Source organism: Vicinamibacterales bacterium, assembly GCA_035699745.1.
Classification (GTDB): Bacteria; Acidobacteriota; Vicinamibacteria; order Vicinamibacterales; family 2-12-FULL-66-21; genus JAICSD01.
On sequence record DASSPH010000028.1, the window covers coordinates 20,580 to 40,521 of the forward strand.

General features: G+C 71.1%; 15 protein-coding genes and 1 tRNA gene. 11 read left to right on the plus strand and 5 right to left on the minus strand.

Annotation, left to right across the window (positions count from 1 at the left end; genetic code table 11):
- Nucleotide 1: 1 nt before the first annotated feature.
- The 4 genes from pxpB to murA are packed head-to-tail and all read left to right on the plus strand — an operon-like array spanning nucleotide 2 to nucleotide 3,789.
- Nucleotides 2-688, plus strand: coding sequence for a 5-oxoprolinase subunit PxpB (gene pxpB, locus VFK57_05115; GenBank protein ID HET7695068.1), 687 nt, complete (start codon nucleotides 2-4; stop codon nucleotides 686-688).
- Nucleotides 685-1,611: a biotin-dependent carboxyltransferase family protein gene (locus VFK57_05120; protein ID HET7695069.1), complete on the plus strand. Its 927-nt coding sequence runs from the start codon at nucleotides 685-687 to the stop codon at nucleotides 1,609-1,611. Before pxpB ends, VFK57_05120 begins: the two co-directional genes overlap by 4 nt.
- Entirely contained in the window at nucleotides 1,608-2,519 is a 912-nt protein-coding gene (murB, locus tag VFK57_05125) for a UDP-N-acetylmuramate dehydrogenase (protein HET7695070.1), read from the plus strand. Before VFK57_05120 ends, murB begins: the two co-directional genes overlap by 4 nt.
- A 13-nt stretch (nucleotides 2,520-2,532) precedes the next feature.
- Entirely contained in the window at nucleotides 2,533-3,789 is a 1,257-nt protein-coding gene (murA, locus tag VFK57_05130) for a UDP-N-acetylglucosamine 1-carboxyvinyltransferase (protein HET7695071.1), read from the plus strand.
- Between the two features lie 32 nt (nucleotides 3,790-3,821).
- Here the strand turns inward: murA and VFK57_05135 are convergent, their stop codons facing one another.
- The 4 genes from VFK57_05135 to VFK57_05150 all read right to left on the minus strand — a co-directional run bounded on the left by VFK57_05135 (nucleotide 3,822) and on the right by VFK57_05150 (nucleotide 11,282).
- Nucleotides 3,822-5,699 (minus strand): secretin N-terminal domain-containing protein, encoded by a 1,878-nt coding sequence (locus tag VFK57_05135; protein HET7695072.1) that lies wholly within the window; start codon nucleotides 5,697-5,699, stop codon nucleotides 3,822-3,824.
- Entirely contained in the window at nucleotides 5,680-6,336 is a 657-nt protein-coding gene (gene lolA, locus VFK57_05140; protein HET7695073.1) for an outer membrane lipoprotein chaperone LolA, read from the minus strand. The genes VFK57_05135 and lolA overlap by 20 nt, the downstream gene beginning before the upstream one ends.
- A 125-nt stretch (nucleotides 6,337-6,461) precedes the next feature.
- Nucleotides 6,462-7,877 carry a PHP domain-containing protein gene (locus VFK57_05145; GenBank protein ID HET7695074.1) on the minus strand — a complete coding sequence of 472 codons (1,416 nt, stop codon included), beginning with the start codon at nucleotides 7,875-7,877 and terminating at the stop codon, nucleotides 6,462-6,464.
- 27 nt (nucleotides 7,878-7,904) lie between these two features.
- Nucleotides 7,905-11,282 (minus strand): PEGA domain-containing protein, encoded by a 3,378-nt coding sequence (locus VFK57_05150; GenBank protein HET7695075.1) that lies wholly within the window; start codon nucleotides 11,280-11,282, stop codon nucleotides 7,905-7,907.
- A gap of 175 nt (nucleotides 11,283-11,457) precedes the next feature.
- Between VFK57_05150 and VFK57_05155 the strand changes: the two genes are divergently transcribed.
- From VFK57_05155 to VFK57_05185, 7 genes are all read left to right on the plus strand, one after another.
- Nucleotides 11,458-11,727, plus strand: a complete 270-nt coding sequence (locus VFK57_05155; protein ID HET7695076.1) for a hypothetical protein — start codon at nucleotides 11,458-11,460, stop codon at nucleotides 11,725-11,727.
- Nucleotides 11,728-11,773: 46 nt separating this feature from the next.
- Nucleotides 11,774-12,343: a hypothetical protein gene (locus VFK57_05160; GenBank protein HET7695077.1), complete on the plus strand. Its 570-nt coding sequence runs from the start codon at nucleotides 11,774-11,776 to the stop codon at nucleotides 12,341-12,343.
- A 23-nt stretch (nucleotides 12,344-12,366) separates the two neighbouring features.
- Nucleotides 12,367-12,783, plus strand: a complete 417-nt coding sequence (locus VFK57_05165; GenBank protein ID HET7695078.1) for a hypothetical protein — start codon at nucleotides 12,367-12,369, stop codon at nucleotides 12,781-12,783.
- Between the two features lie 76 nt (nucleotides 12,784-12,859).
- On the plus strand, nucleotides 12,860-14,065 hold the full coding sequence (locus VFK57_05170; protein HET7695079.1) for a TolC family protein: 1,206 nt from the start codon (nucleotides 12,860-12,862) through the stop codon (nucleotides 14,063-14,065).
- A 92-nt stretch (nucleotides 14,066-14,157) separates the two neighbouring features.
- Nucleotides 14,158-15,582, plus strand: coding sequence for an efflux RND transporter periplasmic adaptor subunit (locus VFK57_05175; protein HET7695080.1), 1,425 nt, complete (start codon nucleotides 14,158-14,160; stop codon nucleotides 15,580-15,582).
- Between the two features lie 7 nt (nucleotides 15,583-15,589).
- The gene (locus VFK57_05180) at nucleotides 15,590-18,691 is read left to right on the plus strand and encodes an efflux RND transporter permease subunit (protein HET7695081.1); all 3,102 of its coding nucleotides are present in this window, start codon (nucleotides 15,590-15,592) and stop codon (nucleotides 18,689-18,691) included.
- A gap of 59 nt (nucleotides 18,692-18,750) precedes the next feature.
- Complete coding sequence (locus tag VFK57_05185) at nucleotides 18,751-19,671, plus strand: DUF1259 domain-containing protein (protein ID HET7695082.1); 921 nt, start codon at nucleotides 18,751-18,753, stop codon at nucleotides 19,669-19,671.
- A 107-nt stretch (nucleotides 19,672-19,778) separates the two neighbouring features.
- Here VFK57_05185 and VFK57_05190 read toward each other — a convergent pair.
- Nucleotides 19,779-19,854, minus strand: a tRNA-Ala gene (locus VFK57_05190).
- Between the last annotated feature and the right edge of the window lie 88 nt (nucleotides 19,855-19,942).

Sequence of the window (19,942 nt, forward strand, 5' to 3'; positions counted from 1 at the left end):
GATGGAGTTCCGCGTCCGCGCCGCCGGCGATTCGGCCTGGATCATCGAGCTGCCCGAGCGCATCGACGCCGCGGTCAACACCCGCGCGATCCGCATCGCGCGCGCGGTGCAGGAAGCGGGGCTGCCGATCACCGACGTCGTCGTCGGATACCGCTCGGTGATGGTCTACATCGATCCGCTCGCAGAGGGAGCGTCGGGCGTGGAGCGGCGGCTCCAGGAGATCGCCGCCGATGCGGAGGAGTCCGACGCCGCTCCCGGCGCGCTGCTGGAAGTGCCGGTCTGTTACGACGGACCCTACGGTCCGGATCTGCCGGACATCGCCCGCTTCGCGCAGTGCTCGATCGAGGAGGTGATCGAGCGTCACCTCGCACTGCCGTATCGCGTCTTCGTCGTCGGGTTCGTGCCGGGGTTTGCCTACATGGCGTCTGTCGACCCGCGCATTGCCGCGCCGCGCCGGCCGTCGCCGCGGCTGAAGGTGCCCGCCGGATCGGTCGCCATCGCGGCCGGGCAGACCGGCATCTATCCGGCCGAAACGCCCGGCGGGTGGAGCCTCATCGGCCGCTGTCCCATCCGTCCCTACGATCCCGGCCGCGCCGAGCCGTTTCTGTTCCATCCCGGGGATACCGTCCGCTTCGCGCGGATCACCGAAGCGGCGTACCGCGCCGCCAGCCAGTGGGGGGACGCGTGAGCGCGTCGGTGACGGTCGTCAAGCCGGGGATGCTGACCACCGTGCAGGATCTCGGGCGACGCGGATACCAGAGCGTCGGCGTGCCGGTCGCCGGACCGATGGATGCCTACTCGCATCGTCTGGCGAATCAGCTCCTCGGGAACGATCCCTCGGCGGCGGCGCTGGAGATCACGCTGCTCGGGCCGGAGCTGATCGTGGAGGGGGATCTCGTCTGCGCGACGGCCGGCGCGGACATTTCACTCAGCGTCGAGGGCAAACCGGCGCCGATCAACGAAGCGTTCCGCGTGCGGTCGGGCGCCCGGCTGCGGTGGGGGACGCGCATCTCGGGCGCGCGGCAGACGTTTGCGGTCGCCGGAGGCTTCGACGTGCCGGCGACGCTCGGCAGCCGAGCCACCCATCTCGCCAGCCGCATGGGACCCTTCGGCGGACGCCCGTTGCGTGCCGGGGACGTGCTGCCCGTCGGCACGCCCGGCGGCGGACGCGCCTTCGCCGGCCATCCGCTCGACGTGCCGTCGGGCGGCGCTCACCTGCGCGTCCTTCCCGCGGTGCACCGCGATCGCTTCACCGAAGACGCGTGGGGACTGCTGGTGCACGCGCGCTTCACCATCAGCCCGCAGTCGAACCGCATGGGGTACCGCCTCGACGGTCCGGTGCTGAGCCACGCCGGCGCCGCGGACATCCTTTCCGAAGCGATGCCCTGCGGCGCGATCCAGGTTCCGTCCAGCGGCCAGCCGATTCTGTTGCTCGCCGATCGCGCGACGACCGGCGGCTACGCGACCATCGCCAACGTGATCAGCGCCGATCTGCCGATTGCCGGGCAGCTGGCGCCCGGCGACTGGATCCAGTTCGATCCCATCAACCGCGAGGATGCGATCGCGGCGCTGCGCCGCCGGGAAGCGGCGCTGCGGGGAGTGACGCGGTGACGAACGTGGCGCGGCTGCCCGGGATCGAACGGGACGTGCCGCTCGCGCCATTCACCACCTTCAAGGTGGGCGGCCCGGCGGACTGGTTCCTGCGCACCGAACGATCGTCAGAGGTGAAGGCGGCGGTGGCCGCCGCGCGGGCCGACGGGATTCCGGTCACGATCCTCGGCGGTGGATCGAACGTCCTGGTGGCGGACGCCGGGATCCGCGGACTCGTCATCCGGCTGCACGGCGGAGACGTGCTCGCGGCCGGCGACGCGGCGATCCGGGCGGACGCCGGCGTGACGATCAACGGGCTGGTCCGCTGGACGATCAACCGCGGCGTTGCCGGCCTGGAGGGGTGGGCCGGGACGCCCGGCACGGTCGGCGGCGCGATCCACGGCAACGCGCATTTCAAGGGACGGCTGATCGGCGAGCTGGTCGATCGGGTCGAACTGCTGCGGCCGGATGGAGAGGTCGCGTGGGTCGCGGCCGCCGACATGGACTTCGGCTACGACCGCAGCCGCGTCCAGCAGACGCGCGAGATCGCGCTGGCGGTCGAGTTTCACACCGGGCGCGGCGATCCGGCGGCGCTGCGCGCCACGGCGCGCGAGTCGCTCGCGTACCGCAAGCGCACGCAGCCGCTCTCGTCGGCGAGCGCCGGCTGCATCTTCCAGAATCCCGATCCCGCGGTGGATCGCGTTCCCGAGGGCATTCCCGCCTCCGCCGGCGCGCTGGTCGATCGCGCCGGGCTGAAGGGATTCGGCAGCGGCGGCGCGCGCGTGTCCGGCGCGCACGGCAATTTCATCGTCAACGACGGCAGCGCGTCCGCCGCGGGCATCCGGGCATTGATCGAGGAGTGCCGCGCCCGCGTGCGCTCGCGGTTCGGCGTCGAACTGCGCGACGAGATCGTGTACCTGGGCTTCTAGAGGGTTTCCGCGAATGGCTTCTTTGAAGATCGAGGGCGGCCGCGCCCTGTCGGGGCGGGTGGCGGTCGAGGGAAACAAGAACTCGGCGCTGCCGCTCATTGCCGCCTGCGTGCTCACGGAGCGACCCTGCGAGATCGCGAACGTGCCGCGGATCCGCGACGTCGAAGTGCTGCTCGACATCATCGAGGCGCTCGGGGCGCGCGTCGAGGGGCGTGGGACGGGACATCTCCGCATCCAGTGCGCCGGGATCAACAGCGATCGCCCCGATCCCGCGCTGGTCGGCCGGCTGCGAGGCTCGGTGCTGCTGCTGGGACCGCTCCTCGCGCGGCGGGGTGTCGCGCGGCTCGCGCCTCCCGGAGGAGACTTCCCGACGCGGCGCACGATCGCCACGCATCTCGAGGCGCTCGTCGCGATGGGTGGGGTTCCGCTGGACGAGCCCGGACACGCGCTCGAAGTGCCGAACGGACTGAGAGGGGCGTCGCTCTACCTCGAAGAGGCCTCTGTCACCGGGACCGAGACGGCGCTGCTCGCCGCGGCGGCCGCCAGCGGGCCGTCCGAGATCCGTCACGCCGCGATGGAGCCGCATGTCGTCGAGTTGTGCGTGTTCCTTCAGGCGATGGGCGTCGGCATCGAGGGAGCCGGCAGCAGCACGCTTCGCGTCCACCCGCCGGCGCGGCTGGGCGGTGCGTCGCACCGGCTCGCCGGCGACTACATCGAGGCCGGAAGCTGGGGCGTCGTCGCCGCGATCACGAACGGCGAGATCGAAGTGACCGGCGCGCGCACGGCGGACCTCGAAGTGATCGCCGCGCCGCTGAAGAAGATGGGGCTCGACTGCAGCTACCTCGACGACCGTCTCGTGGTCCGGCCGTCGAAGCTGACGGCGGTCCGCCGCATCACCACCGGTCTGTGGCCGGGATTTCCCAGCGATCTCGTCAGCCTCGTCACCGTCCTGTCCACGCAGGCGGAAGGGCGCACGCTGGTGCACGACTGGCTCTACGAGCTGCGGCTGTTCGCGCTCGAGCAGATGAGCGCGATGCGCGCCGATCTGTTCCTGTGCGATCCGCACCGCATCATCGTCAGCGGACCGACGCGGTTGCGCGGCCGCACGCTCGACAGCCGGGACCTTCGATCGGGCATGGCGCTGATCGCCGCGGCGCTGGCCGCCGAAGGGGAGAGCCGCGTCACGCCGCTCGAAACCGTCGAGCGCGGCTACGCCTCGCTGGTCGAGCGGTTGCGCAGTCTCGGCGCGCAGGTGGAGCGAGTGCAGTAACCGGTAACCGGTAACCGGTAACCGGTAACCGGTTACCGGGTGGTGCCTCCGCCGGGTTTCTTCGGCGGCGCGGGCGGCGACGAGACTGGCAGAGGCGTGCCGGGCAGCGTGCCGACGAGAGGCTGCGGAAACGCCGGCGGCGTCGTGCGAGGCGCGGGCGCGGTCTGCTGCGGCTGCGTCCCGGCCGGCGCCGCTGGTTCATCGCGGGGCGGACCAGGCGGCGGGGCGAGGATTTCCCCCAGCCCGGCGCCGTCACGGCCAAAACGGAACGGCAGCAGATCCGCCTCGGTCAGCTCCAGCACGCGGACGATGTGCGGGGTGAGCGTGAGGATGATGTCGGTCTGCTGGGTCTCGCGGTGATTGTTGGCGAACAGGCGTCCGACCAGCGGAATGTCGCTCAGTCCGGGAATGCCCGACAGCACGGCGCGCTCTTCGTCCCGGATCAACCCCGCCAGCATGTTGGTTTCCCCATCCTTCAAGCGGATGGTGGTCGAGATCTCGCGGTTGCCGAACGTGGGAAGCCCCGCGAACCCGGTTCCCGAGATGCTCGACAGCGACACCTTCAGGGCCAGCGTCACGTCATCGTCGTGGTGGGTCCGCGGCGTGATGTCGATGTTGACGCCGATGTTCTCGTACGCGTACGACGTGATCGGCTGCGTGTTGACGCCGCCGGCCGCGATCGGCGCGAACGTGGTGACCGGCACGGGGACGCGCTCACCGAAACGCGCGGTGGCGGGCAGCCCTTCCGCGGTGCGCAGTTGCGGGTTCGCCAGCGTGCGGGTGGACGTGTCGGTCTTCAGCAGCCGGTAGTAGATGCCGGGAATGCCCGAGAGGAACACGTCCGCCGCGGTCAGGTTCTTGAGATTGGCGAGCCGGAAGTCGTCCCGGTTCACGTCGGCCGAACCGGATATGCCGGCGGAGCCCGGCGACGCGATCTGGAGCCCGAAGTCCCGCAGCTTCGTGCGGTCCACCTCGAGCAGCTCGACGTCGATGACGACCTCCGGCCGCGCCTTGTCGATGGCGGTGATCAGCCGGCCGGCGGCGGCGATCCGCTCCGGCGTGTCCTTGATCGTGATGGCATTGGTCGCGGTCGTCGGCGAGATCTGGCGGATGTCGATGACCACCCGCAGCAGGTCGATGGTCTCCTTGACGTCCGCGTTGCTCAAGTAGAACGTGCGGACGACGGTCTCCTCGTATTCCCGCCGCTTGGCCGGCGTGTCGGGAACGATGGTGATCGTGCGCGGCGCGGTGACGCGATAGAAGGTGCGCGTGCTCGCGGTCAGCGCGGCGAGGGCGTTCTCGAGCGTGGCATCGCGCAGATCGATCGTCAGCGGCTGGTCGCGGAAGCCGGCGTCGAAGATGACGCTCAGGTTGGCGAAGCGGCCGACGGTGAGGAACACGGCGCGCGCCGTGGCGCCGTTGCCGAAGGTGAGCGTACCGGGCAGCTTCACGTCCTTCGGCAGATCCTGTCCGGGCGCGGGCATGTCACGGGTCCGCTCGATGAGGCTTTCGAGCTCGGTCCGGCCGCCGCGGGTCACGGCCACTTTCGTGCGCAGCCGCTGGCGCGCGTCGCGCAGCGCGCTTTCGACGGCGGAATCCGTCGGATTGAGCTCGGCCGCGAGCTGATACTCGACGACCGCCTCCTCGTACCGCTCCTGGCTCGCGAATCGGCGGGCCCGGGCGGTGTGGTCCTGCGCGGCGCGCTGCTTCACCCGTTCCAGCGCCGTGCGCGCTTCGCGGTTGCCGGGGTTGGCGCGCACGACCTTGGTGTATTCGACGACCGCGCGATCGTAGTCCTGCGTCAGCTCGGCCTGGCGCCCCTGGCGCAGTCCCGCCGCCGTCGCGCATCCGGCAAGCGTCAGCGCGGCCGCGACGAGCGCGGCGCGCGGATCAGCGAGACGTTCCCGCATGAATGACATCGGCCCCCCTCGGAATCTTGAAGGCGAACACGTTGTCGGCGATGCCGGTGTTTTCCCGATAGTTGGTGAACGTGAACGTCGAACGGCCCCCCTGCTGGTCGGCGGCGGTCAGCGCGCGGATCTGGAGTGTCGCCTCGTCCACGGTGACGATCAGCCAGTCGTAGTCGCGCTGTTTCTGCCGCGGATCGAGGCGCAGCGCGACCGCGCCGGCCGCCGCGGTCTCGACATAGCTCACGTTGAAGTCGCGCAGCAGGCTGCCCTTGCCGGCGAGAAACAACACCGCCGTGGTCGCTTCATCGGCGGAGGGCACGTCGCTGACGATGACCTGCTTGTCGGCGGGCACGTACGAGAAGATCTTGATGCCGTCGGAGACGAAGGTCTTCTTCTCGGGCGCGGTGTATTCCCACCGCATGCGTCCGGGCTTCTTGATCTGCACGGTGCCGCGTTCGGTTGATTTCCGATTCAGCACGCCCCCCTCGTAGGCGTGGGTGAAATCGGCGGTGAAGTCTTTGACCCGGTCGTACTTCTCCTGCAGCGCCCGGGCGGTCTCGGCCGCCGGACGACGGGATTGGCCCGGGGCAACCGCCGGGACGAGTACGAGCAGAACGGACAGCAGTAGTGGCGTCATGTCGAAGCCGGACGAAACAGGCGGGGCGCAGTTCGAGTGTAACCCACCTTCGCCTCCGGCTTCGGTGGGCAGGCCCACGAGTCGCCGCCGGCTTCGGTGGGCAGCCGCGCAATTGTGTGCACCTGCTACCGCGTCCGCTTGCCGGCGAGGAAGGCGCGCACGTCGGCGAGGGACCGCGTGTTGAGCACATGGCCCGGCTCCACCCACCCGCGCCGGGCGGTGCCGACGCCCATGCGCATCTGCCGCTCCAGCGCCGGGGCCCGGTGGCAGTCGCTGTCGATCACCACCGTCGCCCCCGCCGCGACCGCTTCGCGCGCGCGCTCACCGCTGAGGTCGAGATGGGCGGGCGCGCCGTCGATCTCGAGGGCCGTGCCGGTGGCCGCCGCCGCCGCATAGATCGCGTCGTAGTCCATGTCGTAGCCGGCACGGCGCCCCACCAGCTGGTTCGCCGGGTGGGTGATCACCGACACGAACGGATGCTCGATGGCCGCGAGGCAGCGTCTGGTCAGCCGCGTGCCGTCCTGGCCGGCCGAATCGTGGAGCGACGCGAGGACGATGTCGAGCGAGGCGAGGACGGCATCGGGACAGTCGAGCGATCCGTCCGGCATGATGTCCACCTCGATCCCGTGGAGGATCGTCATGTCCGGCACGTCTTGCTGAAGCTGGGCGATCTCGTCCGCCTGCCGCGCGAGGTCCTCGAGCGTCAGGGTGCGCGAGGCGCCGGCGTGCTCGGAATGATCGGTGATGGCGATGTATTGGTAGCCGAGCGCCCGCGCCGCCAGCACCATGTGCCGCAGCGGATCGCGCCCGTCGCTGTAGCTGGTGTGCATGTGCAGGTCGCCGCGGATGTCTTCGCGCGACACGAGCCGGGGTACGGCGTTGGCTCCCGCCCGATCCAGGGCGTCGGCCGAATCGCGCGTTTCCGGCGGCAGGTACGCGAGGCCGGCGTGCGCGTACGCCTCGGCTTCGGTCGCGGTGAGGCGCGGCGTTCGCCGTCTGAGCAGCGCCGCGACGTGCGCCGGGGGCCCCGTGGCCGCGAGCAGCACGCTGCCGTACTCGTCCGGCGGCGCGACGCGGACGTCGATCTCGACCCCCTCGTACTGCACGATCAGCCGCCGCGCGTTGCGAAGCAGGATCTCTGACGCGGGCAGCAGCGCCGCGACGCACTCGGTTGCGTGGTCCGGATTCGCCGTCCGCGCCGCGACGACGAGATGCTGGACGATCGGTTCGCTGCGGCGGACCGCGCCCGCGGCCTCCCAGACGTCCACCGCGGCGCACTGCGAGAGGCCGGACATGAAGCGATCCAGGATGTCCCACGCGCGCCCGAGGAGGATGGGACGGATCTCGTGGCGGATCCGCTCCGCCGCGCGCCGCAGCGCGCGGTCCGCCGCCGCCGGGCGCTCTTCGGCAACGGCAAGATCCAGATCGGGCAGGGTTGCGATGCCGTCACGCGCCAGCATCCGCTCCTGCGCGGCGTCGATACTGCGGAGATCACGAAGGCGCCGGAGCAGGAAGGGGGCGTTCGCGGGCGGGACCGGCATCCTCCGCGATTGTACTCTCCGCGTCCGCTACTTGATGAAGTCCACCGAGATGGTGGCCGGTGCGCCCGCGGTGATGGTCACGGTCTGCTTCCGCTCGGGGTATTGCGGGTTCTTGAAGACGATCTCGCGCACGCCGAGGCGAATGGGCACGTTGGCCAGCGGCGTCTCGCCGGCCTTCTCGCCGTCGATCCACACTTCGGCCCACGGCGCCGCGTTGATGTTGGCGCGTCCCTGCGGATCGAGATCGAGCCGGGTCACTTCGCCCGCCACGATCTCGACCGTCTCGGCCGCGCTGTAGCCAAGGTCCTTGTTCACCAGGCGCAGGATGTGGCGCCCTGGGCTGAGAAGGATCTGGCTTTCGCTGGTGCCGAGCACCTTGCCGCCCTCCGATACCTGCACCACGAAGGGGATCGAGATCGCGGCGAACCCGGAGTAGAGCGGGAAGTCGAGCGTCATGACCTGACCGGCCTCGACGCGCACGGTGCGACGGGCGGACCCTTCGCTGCTGGCGATGGCGATGACGTGGCGGCCGGGTTTGACGGCGTCGATCGTCAGCGGGGTTTCGCCGGCGGGCTTGCCGTCGAGCGAGACCTTCGCACCCGCCGGTTGTGTCGTGATCACCAGGCGGCCGACGTTGGCGCCCACCGGCGGCAGCTCCGCCGGCGCGGCGTCCGACTTGGGAATGACCTTCTTGACGGTCTCGACCATCGGCGCGGCGCTCGGTCCGTAGCCGCGGAAGACCGCGAATCCGCCGGCCAGCAGGATGACGCCGGCGGCGATCAGCTTCCACGGAATCTGCCGGCGCTCCTCGATCGGCCGGAACGGTTCGTACGCCTCGGCCGCCGACAGGGGGACTGCGACCGGTTCGCGCCGGCTCTCCGCGCGCGACGGCGCGGGCCGCTCGTCGGCCACCTTCAGGCGGATCGGCGAGCCGCTGCTCGCCGGGACCGGCGCGGGCGGCGGCGCCGGCGGGCGAATCTGCGACAGCGACGCGAGGAACTCTTCCTGCGTGGCGGCCTCGGGCAGCGGCGTCGGTGTCCACGCCGGGGGGTCGGACGGCGCCACGTAGATCGGGTACGGCTTCACCGGGGCGGCGGGCTTCGGCTCGGGTTCGGTCGCCACCGGTTCGAACGCCGCGGCGCGGTTCGGCGGCACGAGCCAGCCGCTCTTCGAGACGGCCGGCGCCTGACGGTCGGACTCCGCAGCGGGCTGCTGCTCGCGCTCGCGCTGCTCCGCCTCGAGACGGGCCTTCTCCTTCGCGGCGCGATCCTTCTCGGCGCGCTCCTTGTCGCGGCGCTCGGCCTCGAGGCGCTCCTGCTCGCGGCGCTCCGCTTCGGCGCGCGCCCTCGCGGCGCGTTCCTGCTCGCGCTCGGCCTCCCGGCGTTCCTGCTCGAGGCGCTCCGCTTCGGCGCGCTCCTGCTCGGCGCGCTCCCGTTCGCGGCGCTCGGCCTCGGCGCGCTCCTGCTCGCGGCGCTCGGCTTCGAGCCGCTCGCGCTCGCGCCGCTCCGTTTCCAGGCGTTCCCGCTCCCGCCGTTCGGCTTCGATGCGTTCGCGTTCGATCCGCTCGGCCTCGAGCCGGGCCTGCTCGATGCGCTCCCGTTCCAGCCGCTCGGCTTCGAGCCGCTCGCGTTCGCGGCGCTCCGCTTCCAGCCGCTCGCGCTCCCGCCGCTCCGCTTCGAGGCGCTCGCGTTCGATACGCTCCCGCTCCAGCCGCTCGGCCTCGAGGCGTTCGCGTTCACGGCGCTCCGCTTCGAGCCGTTCGCGCTCGCGCCGCTCCGCCTCGAGTCGCGCCTGTTCGATGCGTTCCTTCTCGCGGCGCTCCGCTTCGAGCCGCTCGCGCTCGCGCCGCTCGGCCTCCAGCCGCTCGCGCTCGCGGCGCTCGGCCTCGAGGCGTTCGCGTTCGAGGCGCTCGTTCTCGAGCCGCTCCGCCTCGAGCCGCTCGCGCTCGCGGCGCTCGGCCTCGAGCCGTTCGCGCTCGCGGCGCTCCGCCTCCAGACGCGCCTTCTCGATCCGCTCCTTCTCCAGCCGTTCCGCCTCGAGCCGTTCGCGCTCGCGGCGTTCGGCTTCGGCGCGCTCGCGCGCGATCCGTTCCTGCTCGAGGCGCTCGGCTTCGAGCCGCTCGCGCTCGCGGCGTTCGGCTTCGGCGCGGTCGCGCGCGGCCCGTTCCTGCTCGAGACGCTCGGCTTCGAGCCGTTCGCGCTCGCGCCGCTCGGCTTCGCGGCGCTCTTCCTCGCGGCGCGCGGCTTCCGCCCGTTCCCGCTCGGCCTCGCGTCGCGCCTGTTCGGCGCGCTCGCGCTCCTCGCGCTCCGCTTCGGCCCGCTCGCGCGCGACGCGGTCCGCCTCGATCCGCTCGCGCTCGGCGCGTTCGGTCTCCGCCCGGCCGCGGCGTCCTGACGGCGCGTCCGCCTTCGCGGCCGGGGCGGCGTCCGCCCATTGCTGGCGATCCGCCTCGCGGCGGACGGCGTCCGCGGCGGCGGCAATCCAGCGATCGCGCTCGGCCGCGTCCGCCACGGTGCGCTCGGCGTCCGCGGTCTCGACGTGCTGCAGGAATTCGAGCAGCGCGGCGCGGCAGGTATTGATCCCCAGCTCCTTCCGCACCAGCTTCCGCAGGTCGATCGCCGCCTCGTCGGCCGTCGGCGTCGTCCGGCGCCCGGCCAACGGCAGCGTCGCGGCGAAGTACTTGTCGACCGCGTCGGCGAAGGATTTCGATCCGCGGATGGCGGCGATCTCGTGGATCTCGTTCCTGAGCGGCGGGATCCCCTCGGGATAGTCCCGTTCCTGCAGCGCGCGTCCCACGGTGAGCGACGCGGCGATGATCGAGGCGTGCGCGAGATCGGCGGCCTTGTCGAACCGGGCGGGACCGGCGGTCGGCGGGAAGGCCAGGCGGAATTCGGCCCACAGCCGCTTGCGCGTCAGCTGCAGCCGTTCGAGCGGTTCGGCGTAGATCGCGTCGAGCAGCGCGAGTTGTCCCGCGGGGGTGATCACGACCCGTCCGGGGGCGAGCGCGCCATGCGCGAGGCCGGCTTCGTGGAGGCGGGAAAGCGCGGGCAGGATTTCGAGCAGAAGGCCGAGGGCGGCGTCCAGGCCAGCGACGATGCCGTGATCGGCGGCGGCTTCGATGATGTCGGAGAGGCGGCGGCCGGCGACGTACTCCGAGAGCACCGTCAGCCGATCGTCCTGGCGTTCGGCGGCGCGCGGGCGGGGAAAGCGTTCGTCTTCCAGCGCCGCGACCAGCGCGATCCGCTCGACCAGGACCTTCTCGAACGCGCTCAGCTCGGGGCGCAGGACGAGCCGTTCCAGCATGCCGCCGGTCTCGCGATCGAACTCGAGCGCACGGCGTCCGAGGCCGTCCTCGAAGCCGGAGGACGACTGCGTTGACGCGTGATCCGGCAGGGGAACCGACATGTGCACGGAGCCCAGCGACGGTGCAACCCGCGCTCCAACCTGCCATTTCCGTAGTCGGGGACGAAGACCTGTGAACGCTTGGACTTACGGCGATATCAGGGGCCGCGGACGTGTCGATCGATTACAGAACTGTCGGCTACTGTCCCGAACCTGTAACTGCGATAAAGTGGTCCGCATGCCAGATCTGACGGAAATCGAGGCGCTGAAGGCATCGCTGCGCGGCGCCCGCCGTGCGGCCGAGGCGCTCTCGGACGTCGCCGCCAGAACCGAGGCCGCCGACCCGCGCGCCGACGTGTCCGACCGCGATCTCGACGAGCTTCAGCGCCTGTCGCTGGCGAACGCGGTTGCCGCGCAGGCGCTGCGCGGCCTCGTCGAGTCGATGCTGAAACGGCGCGGCAGGCTCACCGAACCGGTGGCCGACGGGGCGGGCGGGATTGACGACTGACGGCGCCCGCTGAGCCGAACCGCGGGCACTTTGCGCCGTTCGCCGTATGAGACGCCTTTCCCTGTTGCTGATCGTGTTCGCCGCGGCCGCCGGTGTCGCGGACGCGCAGACCCCGGCGATTCAGGTGCGCGCCGCCTTCGGCGCGTCGAACTACCTGCACAGCGATATCGAGTACGTCGCACCGACGGTGCTGTTCGCGGTACGGGCGGGCACCCGGCGATTTGCGATCGAGCCCGAGGTCGCGCTCGCCTGGCACAGCGAGTCGGAGACGTTTCCCGGCGCGGGTTTCACCGGTCCCGTCGTGGTCGAGCGGTCGCGGCAGTTCCGGAGCGTCGGCGTGAATGCGATCGCGCGCGGCCGCGGACGGATCTCGCCGTTCTTCGGCGGCGGCGTTGGTGTGTATGCCGAACGGCGGCGGACGAAGACGGACGGGCACGAGCAGACGTTGACGTTCGGTCCGCGCGCCGGGACGCAGATCGTCGGCGGCATCGACGGCCGGGTCGCGCCGCGGCTGATGGTGTTCGGCCAGGGACGCTACGAAGTGCGCTCGTTCAGCGACGTCGGCGGCGGCAGCGTGTTCCAGGCGTTCGCCGGAGTGGCGGTCGCGCTGCGGTGATCGAGGCGTAGTAGACTCCGAGCGTGCGCCGGCTCATCGCGATGGTTCTCGCGGCGGCCCTGGTCACGGCAACGGCCGCGGCGGCATCTCTGCACGTACACGAGTACGCCGGGCACGATCATCCGGAGCATCACCACGGGCTCGCGGCGCACCGCCACGCGGCGGCCGCGCCGCCGCACGCCGATCGGCGCCTGGATGACCACGGCCCGCATTTCGAAGCGATCTCCTGTGATGCCGGCCGCCACGCCGTCACCGCCAGGACGGTTTGCGCGAGCGTGCCCTCCGTCGAGGTCGCCGTGGCCGAGCTGCCAGGCCCCGCGCTGGCGGTTCCGGCGGCGCCGGCACGATCCGCGCTCCCCATCACGGACGTTCGCGTACACGGACCGCCCGCGCCCGGGCGACTCCCCGCGCGCGCCCCGCCAGCCAGCCTGCCCGCCTGATGTCCTGATCCCGCCGCCGCCACGCCGTGGCGAAGGGCGGATCGCAAGTCAGTTCGTTCAGTAGAGGACCGTCCGTATGTCGAGCCGATCCCGGGTCCACGCCTGGATTGCCGTCTGCCTGCTCGTTCCGTCCGCCGGCGCCGGGCAGGAACAGACCGAGCGCGAGGTCGTCGAGTTGATCGTCCGCGATGGACCGCAGGCGCGAGCCATCCGCAGCGAGACGGAAGTCACACGGCGGGAGCAGCTCGCACGCCTCGCGTATCCGAATCCGTCGCTCACCTACAGCCGCGAGGGGGCCGGGTTCACCGAGTTTCTCCAGGCGGAGCAGCCGGTGCCGGTGTTCGGCGCCCGGGCCGCGCTGTCTCGCGCCGGCGGAGCTGCCACCGGCGCTGCTGAAGCGGACCGCGACGCGCGGCTCTGGCGGCTGCGCTCGGACGCCGCGGCGGCGGTGAGCCGGGCCGTCGCCGAACAGGCGCGCCTGGAGGCGGCCCGCGCATACATGCGCGAGCTGGAGCGCCTGATCGAGATCCTTCGCACGCGCGAGCGTGAAGGGGAGGGATCGCGGTTCGATCGCCTGCGAGCCGAGGAAGAGTACCGGGAAGCGAACCAGGTCGTGGCCTCGGCGACGGCGGCGCTCGCCGAGGCGCGCTCGGTGCTGACAGGCATGCTCCCGCGCGATGTGCCGGCGAGCACGATCGCGGCGGCGTCGCCGTCGGGCCCCATGCCCGCGATCGACGCGCTCTCGGCGCGAGCGATCGCGGCACGCGCGGAACTGCGGGCGCTCCAGCAGACGGAAGCGCGGGCCGCGTTCGAAGCCGACGCGGCGCGCCGCGCGCGGCTGCCCGCGCCGACCGTGTTCGGCGGGTTGAAGCGCGCCGACGATCTCTCCGGCCGCGCGCGCGGCGGGGTGTTCGGCGTGACCGTCTCGCTCCCCGTGTTCGATCGCGGCGGGCGCGAGGCCGCGCGCTGGGACGCCGAGCGTGCCCGCGCCGATGCGGAGCGGGCGTCGCTCGAGCACCGCATCCGCAGCGAGGTGGCTGGTGCCGCGCAGGTCCTGTCGGTTCGGCAGGCCGCCATCGCCGCGGAGGGGCAGGCCGGCGCCGAAGAGCTCGTGCAGATCGCCGAGATCGCGTACCGCGAGGGGGAAGTGGGGATTCTGGAGCTGCTCGACGCGGTGCGGACCGCCGCGCGCGCGCGGAACCGGGGGATCGATCTTCGACTGGATGTGCGGCTCGCCCAGGTTGCGCTCGAACGCGCGATAGGAGCACCAGTGTGGCCTTGAGAGTCCTCGCGTCGATGCTCGTGCTCGGTGTGCTGTCATCCGCCTGCAGGCGACCCGCAACTCCGCCGCCGGAAGAACCGGAACCCCTCGCGGTGACCAGGTGGACCGGCAAGACCGAGCTCTTCGCCGAGTATCCACCGCTCGTCGCCGGCTCGACTTCACGCTTCGCCATTCACCTGACGCGGCTCGACACGTTCGAGCCGCTCAGCGAGGGAAGCGTCGAGGTGCGCCTGCAGGCGCCCGGCGGGCAACCGGAAGTCTTCCGGGTGGATGCGCCGTCCCGGCCCGGAATCTTCGGCGTCGACGTGAAGCCCGCGCGCGCCGGGAAGCGCGCGCTGATCGTCGTCCTCAGATCGGCGGGCGTCACCGACGAGCACCAGGTCGGCGAGGTCGACGTGCATCCCACCGCCGATGCGGCTCGAGCCGCGGCCGGGCCCGGTGAGGAGGCACCCGGCATCAGCTTCCTCAAGGAACAGCAGTGGAGCCTCGACTTCGGTACCGCCGTCGTGCGCGCGCAGGCGGTGCGCGAATCCGTCCGCGTGCCCGGCCGGCTCGAACCCAGGCCCGGCGGCGCCGCCGACGTCGTCGCGCCGATCGACGGGCGTCTGACGCGCGTGGTCGACGTGGCGCCTGGCGCGGCCGTCACACGAGGGCAGGAGCTCGCGCGACTGCTGCCGCCTCCCTCGTCACCCGGCGATCTGCCGCAGCTTCAACGAGCACACGCGGAGGCACGAACGTCCTTGACGCTGGCAACCCGCGACCGCGAACGCGCCGAGCGGCTGACGTCCGCCGGCGCCGCGCCCGCCAGGCGGCTGGACGAGGCGCGGGCGGCGGAGGAGCAGGCGAAGGCGCGCCTGACGGCGGCCGAAGCGAGCCTGGCGCAATACAACGCCGCGCGCGCGGGCGGCGCCGCCGATGGCGAGGGGCTCTTCGTCGTTCGCGCACCGGTTTCCGGCGTCGTCGCTCAGCGCACGGCCGCCACGGGCGCGAACGTGACGTCGGGCAGCGTGCTGTTCCGGGTGGTGGACGCCGCACAGGTACACGTGGTCGGGCAGATCCCTGAAGCGGACGCCGCCCGTGCCCGGACGGCGCGGACCGCGGAACTCGAGATCGCCGGGCGGGCGGATCGCATCCCGGCCGGCCGTCTCGTGAACGTCGGCAAGGTTCTCGATCCGCAGTTGCGGACCGTGCCGATCACGTTCGCCTTCGACAATCGCCCGCACGGCCTGCCGGTGGGGCAGTCGGTGTTCGTGCACCTGTTGCTGGAACAGAGCGCGGCGCGCCCCGTCGTGCCCGCCGCCGCCGTCGTGGACGATGCCGGCCGTCCGATCGTCTTCGTGCAGCGCGAAGGGGAGACGTTCGAGCGCCGCGCGGTCACGCTCGGCGCGCGCTCCGGCGACCTCGTGCAGGTCGTCGACGGCGTGAAACCGGGCGATCGTGTCGTGACCAGGGGCGCGTACCTCGTGCGCCTTGCGTCGCTGTCGACGTCCGTGCCCGCGCACGGCCACGTCCATTGAGCCGCCGATGATCGACGCGCTCATTCGCTGGTCGCTCGGGCATCGCTCGATCGTGGTGGCGCTGGCCGCCGCCTTCCTGCTGTGGGGCGGGTGGACGGCCACACGCATCCCCCTGGACGTGCTGCCGGATCTGACGGCGCCGACGGTGACGATTCTGGCCGAGGGGCCCGGGATGGACCCGCTGGAGATCGAGTCGCTGGTCACCTTCCCCATCGAATCCTCCCTGAACGGCGCCGCAGGCGTTCGCCGCGTGCGCTCCGCCACCGCGGTCGGCGTCGCCGTCGTCTGGGTGGAATTCGACTGGGGCTACGACATCAATCGCGCCCGTCAGACCGTCGCCGAGAAGCTGACGCTCGTGTCGGGTTCGCTGCCGCCCGATGTCGAACCGCCGTTCCTGGCGCCGGTCTCGTCGATCATGGGCGAGGTGTTGTTCATCGATCTCGAGTCCGACCGGCATTCATCTCTGGAACTTCGCACCGCCGCGGAAACCGTCGTTCGCCGGCGCCTGCTCGCCGTGCCAGGCGTCTCTCAGGTGATCGCGACCGGCGGCGAGCAGAAGCAGTACGAAGTCGTGCTCGACCCCGCGCGGCTGGCGGTGCAGCAGGTCACGTTGCAGGAAGTCGAGCGGGCACTCGTCGCGGCGAATCAGAACGCGACGGCGGGATTCCAGGCGTCGCAAGGTCAGGAATACCTGGTCCGCGGGGTCGGCCGCCTTGCCGACGTCAACGCCATCGCGAACGTCAGCATCAAGACCGTCGACGACGTGCCCGTGCTGGTGCGCGATGTCGGGAGCGTCCGCGAGGGGGCGGCGATCAAGCGCGGCGAGGGATCGCACAACGCCCGGCCGGCGGTGATCCTCGGGATCCAGAAGCAGCCCGCGGTCAACACGCTGGAGCTGACCCGCCGCATCGAGACCACGCTGGAGGACATTCAGCGCGCCCTCCCCGAAGGCATGCAGATCCACCGCGATCTCTTCCGGCAGGCGGACTTCATCGAGCAGTCGCTGGACAACCTGTTCACGGCGTTCCTCGAAGGGGCGGCGCTCGTCATCCTGGTCGTGGTCCTGTTCCTGATGAACATGCGTGCGGCGCTGATCACGCTGCTGGCGCTGCCGTTGTCGCTGGTCGCGGCGGTGCTCGCAATGGACCGCTTCGGTCTGACGATCAACAGCATGAGCCTCGGCGGACTGGCGATCGCGATCGGCGAACTGGTGGACGACGCGATCATCGACGTCGAGAACGTCGTCCGCCGTCTGCGCGAGAACGCGAGCCTGCCGGACGCCGAACGCCAGCCCGTTCTCTCGGTCGTCTACCGCGCCAGCACGGAGATCCGGCAGTCGGTCGTCTTCGCGACCGTGATCGTCGCGCTGGTATTCCTGCCGCTGTTCATGCTGAGCAGCGTCGAAGGACGGCTGCTGCGTCCGCTCGGGTTCGGCTACGTGGTCGCGCTGACGGCCTCGCTCGTCGTCGCGTTGACCGTCACACCGGTGCTCTGCTCGTGGCTGCTGCCGGCGTCGCGCTTGATCCAGGCGGGCGCCGAACCACGCTTCCCGCAGCGGCTCAAGGCTGCGTACGAGCGCTGGCTGGGGCACGCGTTCGGCCGCTGGCGGACGGTGTTGGCCGCGGCGGCCGTGCTGCTGATGGCGGCGCTGGCGGGCATCGTGGCCGCCGGCCGATCGTTTCTTCCCGAGTTCAACGAGGGGGCGCTCACCGTCAGCGCCGTGACCATCCCGGGAACGAGCCTCGCGGATTCGAACGCACTCGGGAACGCGCTCGAGCGCCTGATGCTCGGCGTGCCGGAAGTGACGTCGACGGCCCGGCGGACGGGACGGGCGGAGCTGGACGAGCACGTGCAAGGGGTGGAGTCGGCCGAGGTCGACGTCCGGCTGCAGATGAAGGATCGCTCGCGGGAAGAGGTGCTGGAGGACCTCCGCCAGAAGGTGTCGCTCCTGCCCGGGACGAACGTCACGATCGGCCAGCCGATCTCGCACCGCATCGATCACATGCTCTCGGGGACGCGCGCGAACATCGCCGTCAAGATCTTCGGCGACGATCTGCCGACCTTGCGGCAGCTCGCCGGCCAGGTGCAGGCGCAGATGGCGCAGGTCGAGGGCGTGGTCGACCTCGCCGCCGAAGCGCAGACCGACATTCCGACGCTGAAGGTCCGCGTCGATCCCGCCGCCGCCGCACGGCACGGCCTGGAGTCCGGCACCGTCGCCGAGGCGCTGCAGACCGCCCGCGTGGGCCACGCCGTCGGCCGGATCCTCGAGGGGCAGATCGCGGTTCCGCTGGTCGTACGATACGCGCTCGAGGACGCCGGCACGCTCGACGCCATCGGCTCGACGCCGATTCAGACCCCCGATCGGCGGCAGATCCCGCTCGCCTCGGTGGCGCAGCTCCAGGAGGATCGCGGTCCGAATTTCGTGATGCGCGAAAACGTGCAGCGGCGGATCGTGGTGCAGAGCAACGTCTCGGGACGCGACCTCCGGAGCGTCGTCAACGACATTCAGGACCGCGTCGGCCGGCACGTCCGGCTGCCGCAGGGATATCACGTGGAATACGGCGGCCAGTTCGAGAGCGAAGCGCAGGCGTCCCGCCAGCTGCTCTGGCTCTCGCTCGGCGTCGTCGCCGCCATCTTCTTCATCCTGTCCGCGGCGTTCGGGTCTGCGCGCGACGGCGTACTCATCATGCTGAACCTGCCGCTGGCCTTGATCGGCGGAGTGGTCGGCGTCTATCTTGCGGGCGGCGTGCTGTCGGTGGCGTCGATCGTCGGCTTCATCACGCTGTTCGGCATCGCGACGCGGAACGGCATCATGCTGGTGTCGCACATCCGGCATCTGCAAGAGGCGGAGGGTGTGCGCGACTTCAGGACCGCCGTGATGCGCGGCGCGACGGAGCGCCTGATTCCGATTCTGATGACGGCGCTCGCCGCCGGTCTGGCGCTGGTTCCCATCGCGTTGTCGGTGGGGGAGCCGGGCAGCGAGATCCAGGCGCCGATGGCGATGGTGATCCTGTTCGGCCTCGCCAGCTCGACGGCGCTGAACATGATCGTGGTTCCAGTTTTGTACTCCCGATTCGGGCGGCCGGTCACAATGGGAGCGGTCCCGTGAGGCGAACCGTCGACCGCCCTGGCCTCTGCTGCAGACGACAGGACATACCGGAGACACTCATGCATCCATTCAGAGTTTCAGTTCGCGCGACGATCCTGGCGATCGCCCTTGCCGGGGCGAGTCCGGTCCAGGCGCAAGACGTCCCTTCCGACTACCAGGCCGTGTTGAAGACGCTCGGCAGGTCCGGCGACTTCAAGGACGGTGTGCTGAAGGTCAACATTCCCCGCAACGATCTTCGCGTCGCCATCAATCAGCGGCCGGCGCCGACCCCGCTCGGCTTCGGCGGCTGGATCGCGCTGACCAAAGGGGACGGCGGACACGACGTGATGATGGGGGACCTCGTGCTCACCGAGGACGAGGTGAACCCGGTCATGTCGGCGGTTCTCGACGCCGGCCTCGACGTGACGGCGCTGCACAATCACTTCTTCTGGGAGCAGCCGCGCATCTTCTACATGCACGTGCACGGGATGGGCGCGGCCGCCGATCTGGCGACGCGCGTCAAGCCGGCGATCGATTTGATCGGCCGCGGCGGCAAGCCGGCAGCCCCGGCAGCGCCGTCCGCGTCGCCGGCGCCCGCGACCCTGGACGGCGCGGCGCTGGCGAAGATCGTCGGACGTCCCGGCGAACAGAGCGGGCCCGTGTACAAGATCACGATCGGCCGTCCCGACATCGACCTGCGGGAGCATGGGGCGTCGATCAACGCGCGCATGGGCCTCAACACCTGGGCCGCGTTCGCCGGCACCGACGCGGACGCGATGGTCGCCGGCGACGTGGCGATGCTCGACCACGAAGTGACGCCGGTGCTCAAGAGTTTGCGCGCGAACGGGATCAACGTCGTCGCCATCCACCATCACATGACCGGCGTGCAGCCCGTCGTGATCTTCCTGCACTATTACGGGACCGGTCCCGCGGCCAGGCTGGCGCAGGCGGTGCGCAGCGCGGTCGACCTGCTCGGAAAGGCGCCGGCCGCTCAGCGTTGACGCTGCCGATCCGAAAGGTTGGCTGGCGATCCGTAGCTCGCCACTGAGGCAGCGAGCGAAGGTTGGCTGGCGAACCGTAGCTCGCCACTGAGGCAGCGAGCGAAGGTTGGTGGACGCGGAGAGGATCGAACTCTCGGCCTCTGCATTGCGAACGCAGCGCTCTCCCAGCTGAGCTACGCGCCCCACCGACGGCGAGCACGCCGCGACAGCGTCCGCGTCGACGCGGGCCGGTGTCGTGGTGTGAACACGTAAGTCTACCATTGCCTATACT

Coding starts and splice junctions, on each gene's coding strand:
- pxpB (HET7695068.1), top strand. CDS start 2: ATGGAGTTCCGCGTCCGCGCCGCCGGCGATTCGGCCTGGATCATCGAG.
- murA (HET7695071.1), top strand. CDS start 2,533: ATGGCTTCTTTGAAGATCGAGGGCGGCCGCGCCCTGTCGGGGCGGGTG.
- VFK57_05135 (HET7695072.1), bottom strand. CDS start 5,699: ATGCGGGAACGTCTCGCTGATCCGCGCGCCGCGCTCGTCGCGGCCGCG.
- lolA (HET7695073.1), bottom strand. CDS start 6,336: ATGACGCCACTACTGCTGTCCGTTCTGCTCGTACTCGTCCCGGCGGTT.
- VFK57_05145 (HET7695074.1), bottom strand. CDS start 7,877: ATGCCGGTCCCGCCCGCGAACGCCCCCTTCCTGCTCCGGCGCCTTCGT.
- VFK57_05150 (HET7695075.1), bottom strand. CDS start 11,282: ATGTCGGTTCCCCTGCCGGATCACGCGTCAACGCAGTCGTCCTCCGGC.
- VFK57_05155 (HET7695076.1), top strand. CDS start 11,458: ATGCCAGATCTGACGGAAATCGAGGCGCTGAAGGCATCGCTGCGCGGC.
- VFK57_05160 (HET7695077.1), top strand. CDS start 11,774: ATGAGACGCCTTTCCCTGTTGCTGATCGTGTTCGCCGCGGCCGCCGGT.
- VFK57_05170 (HET7695079.1), top strand. CDS start 12,860: ATGTCGAGCCGATCCCGGGTCCACGCCTGGATTGCCGTCTGCCTGCTC.
- VFK57_05180 (HET7695081.1), top strand. CDS start 15,590: ATGATCGACGCGCTCATTCGCTGGTCGCTCGGGCATCGCTCGATCGTG.
- VFK57_05185 (HET7695082.1), top strand. CDS start 18,751: ATGCATCCATTCAGAGTTTCAGTTCGCGCGACGATCCTGGCGATCGCC.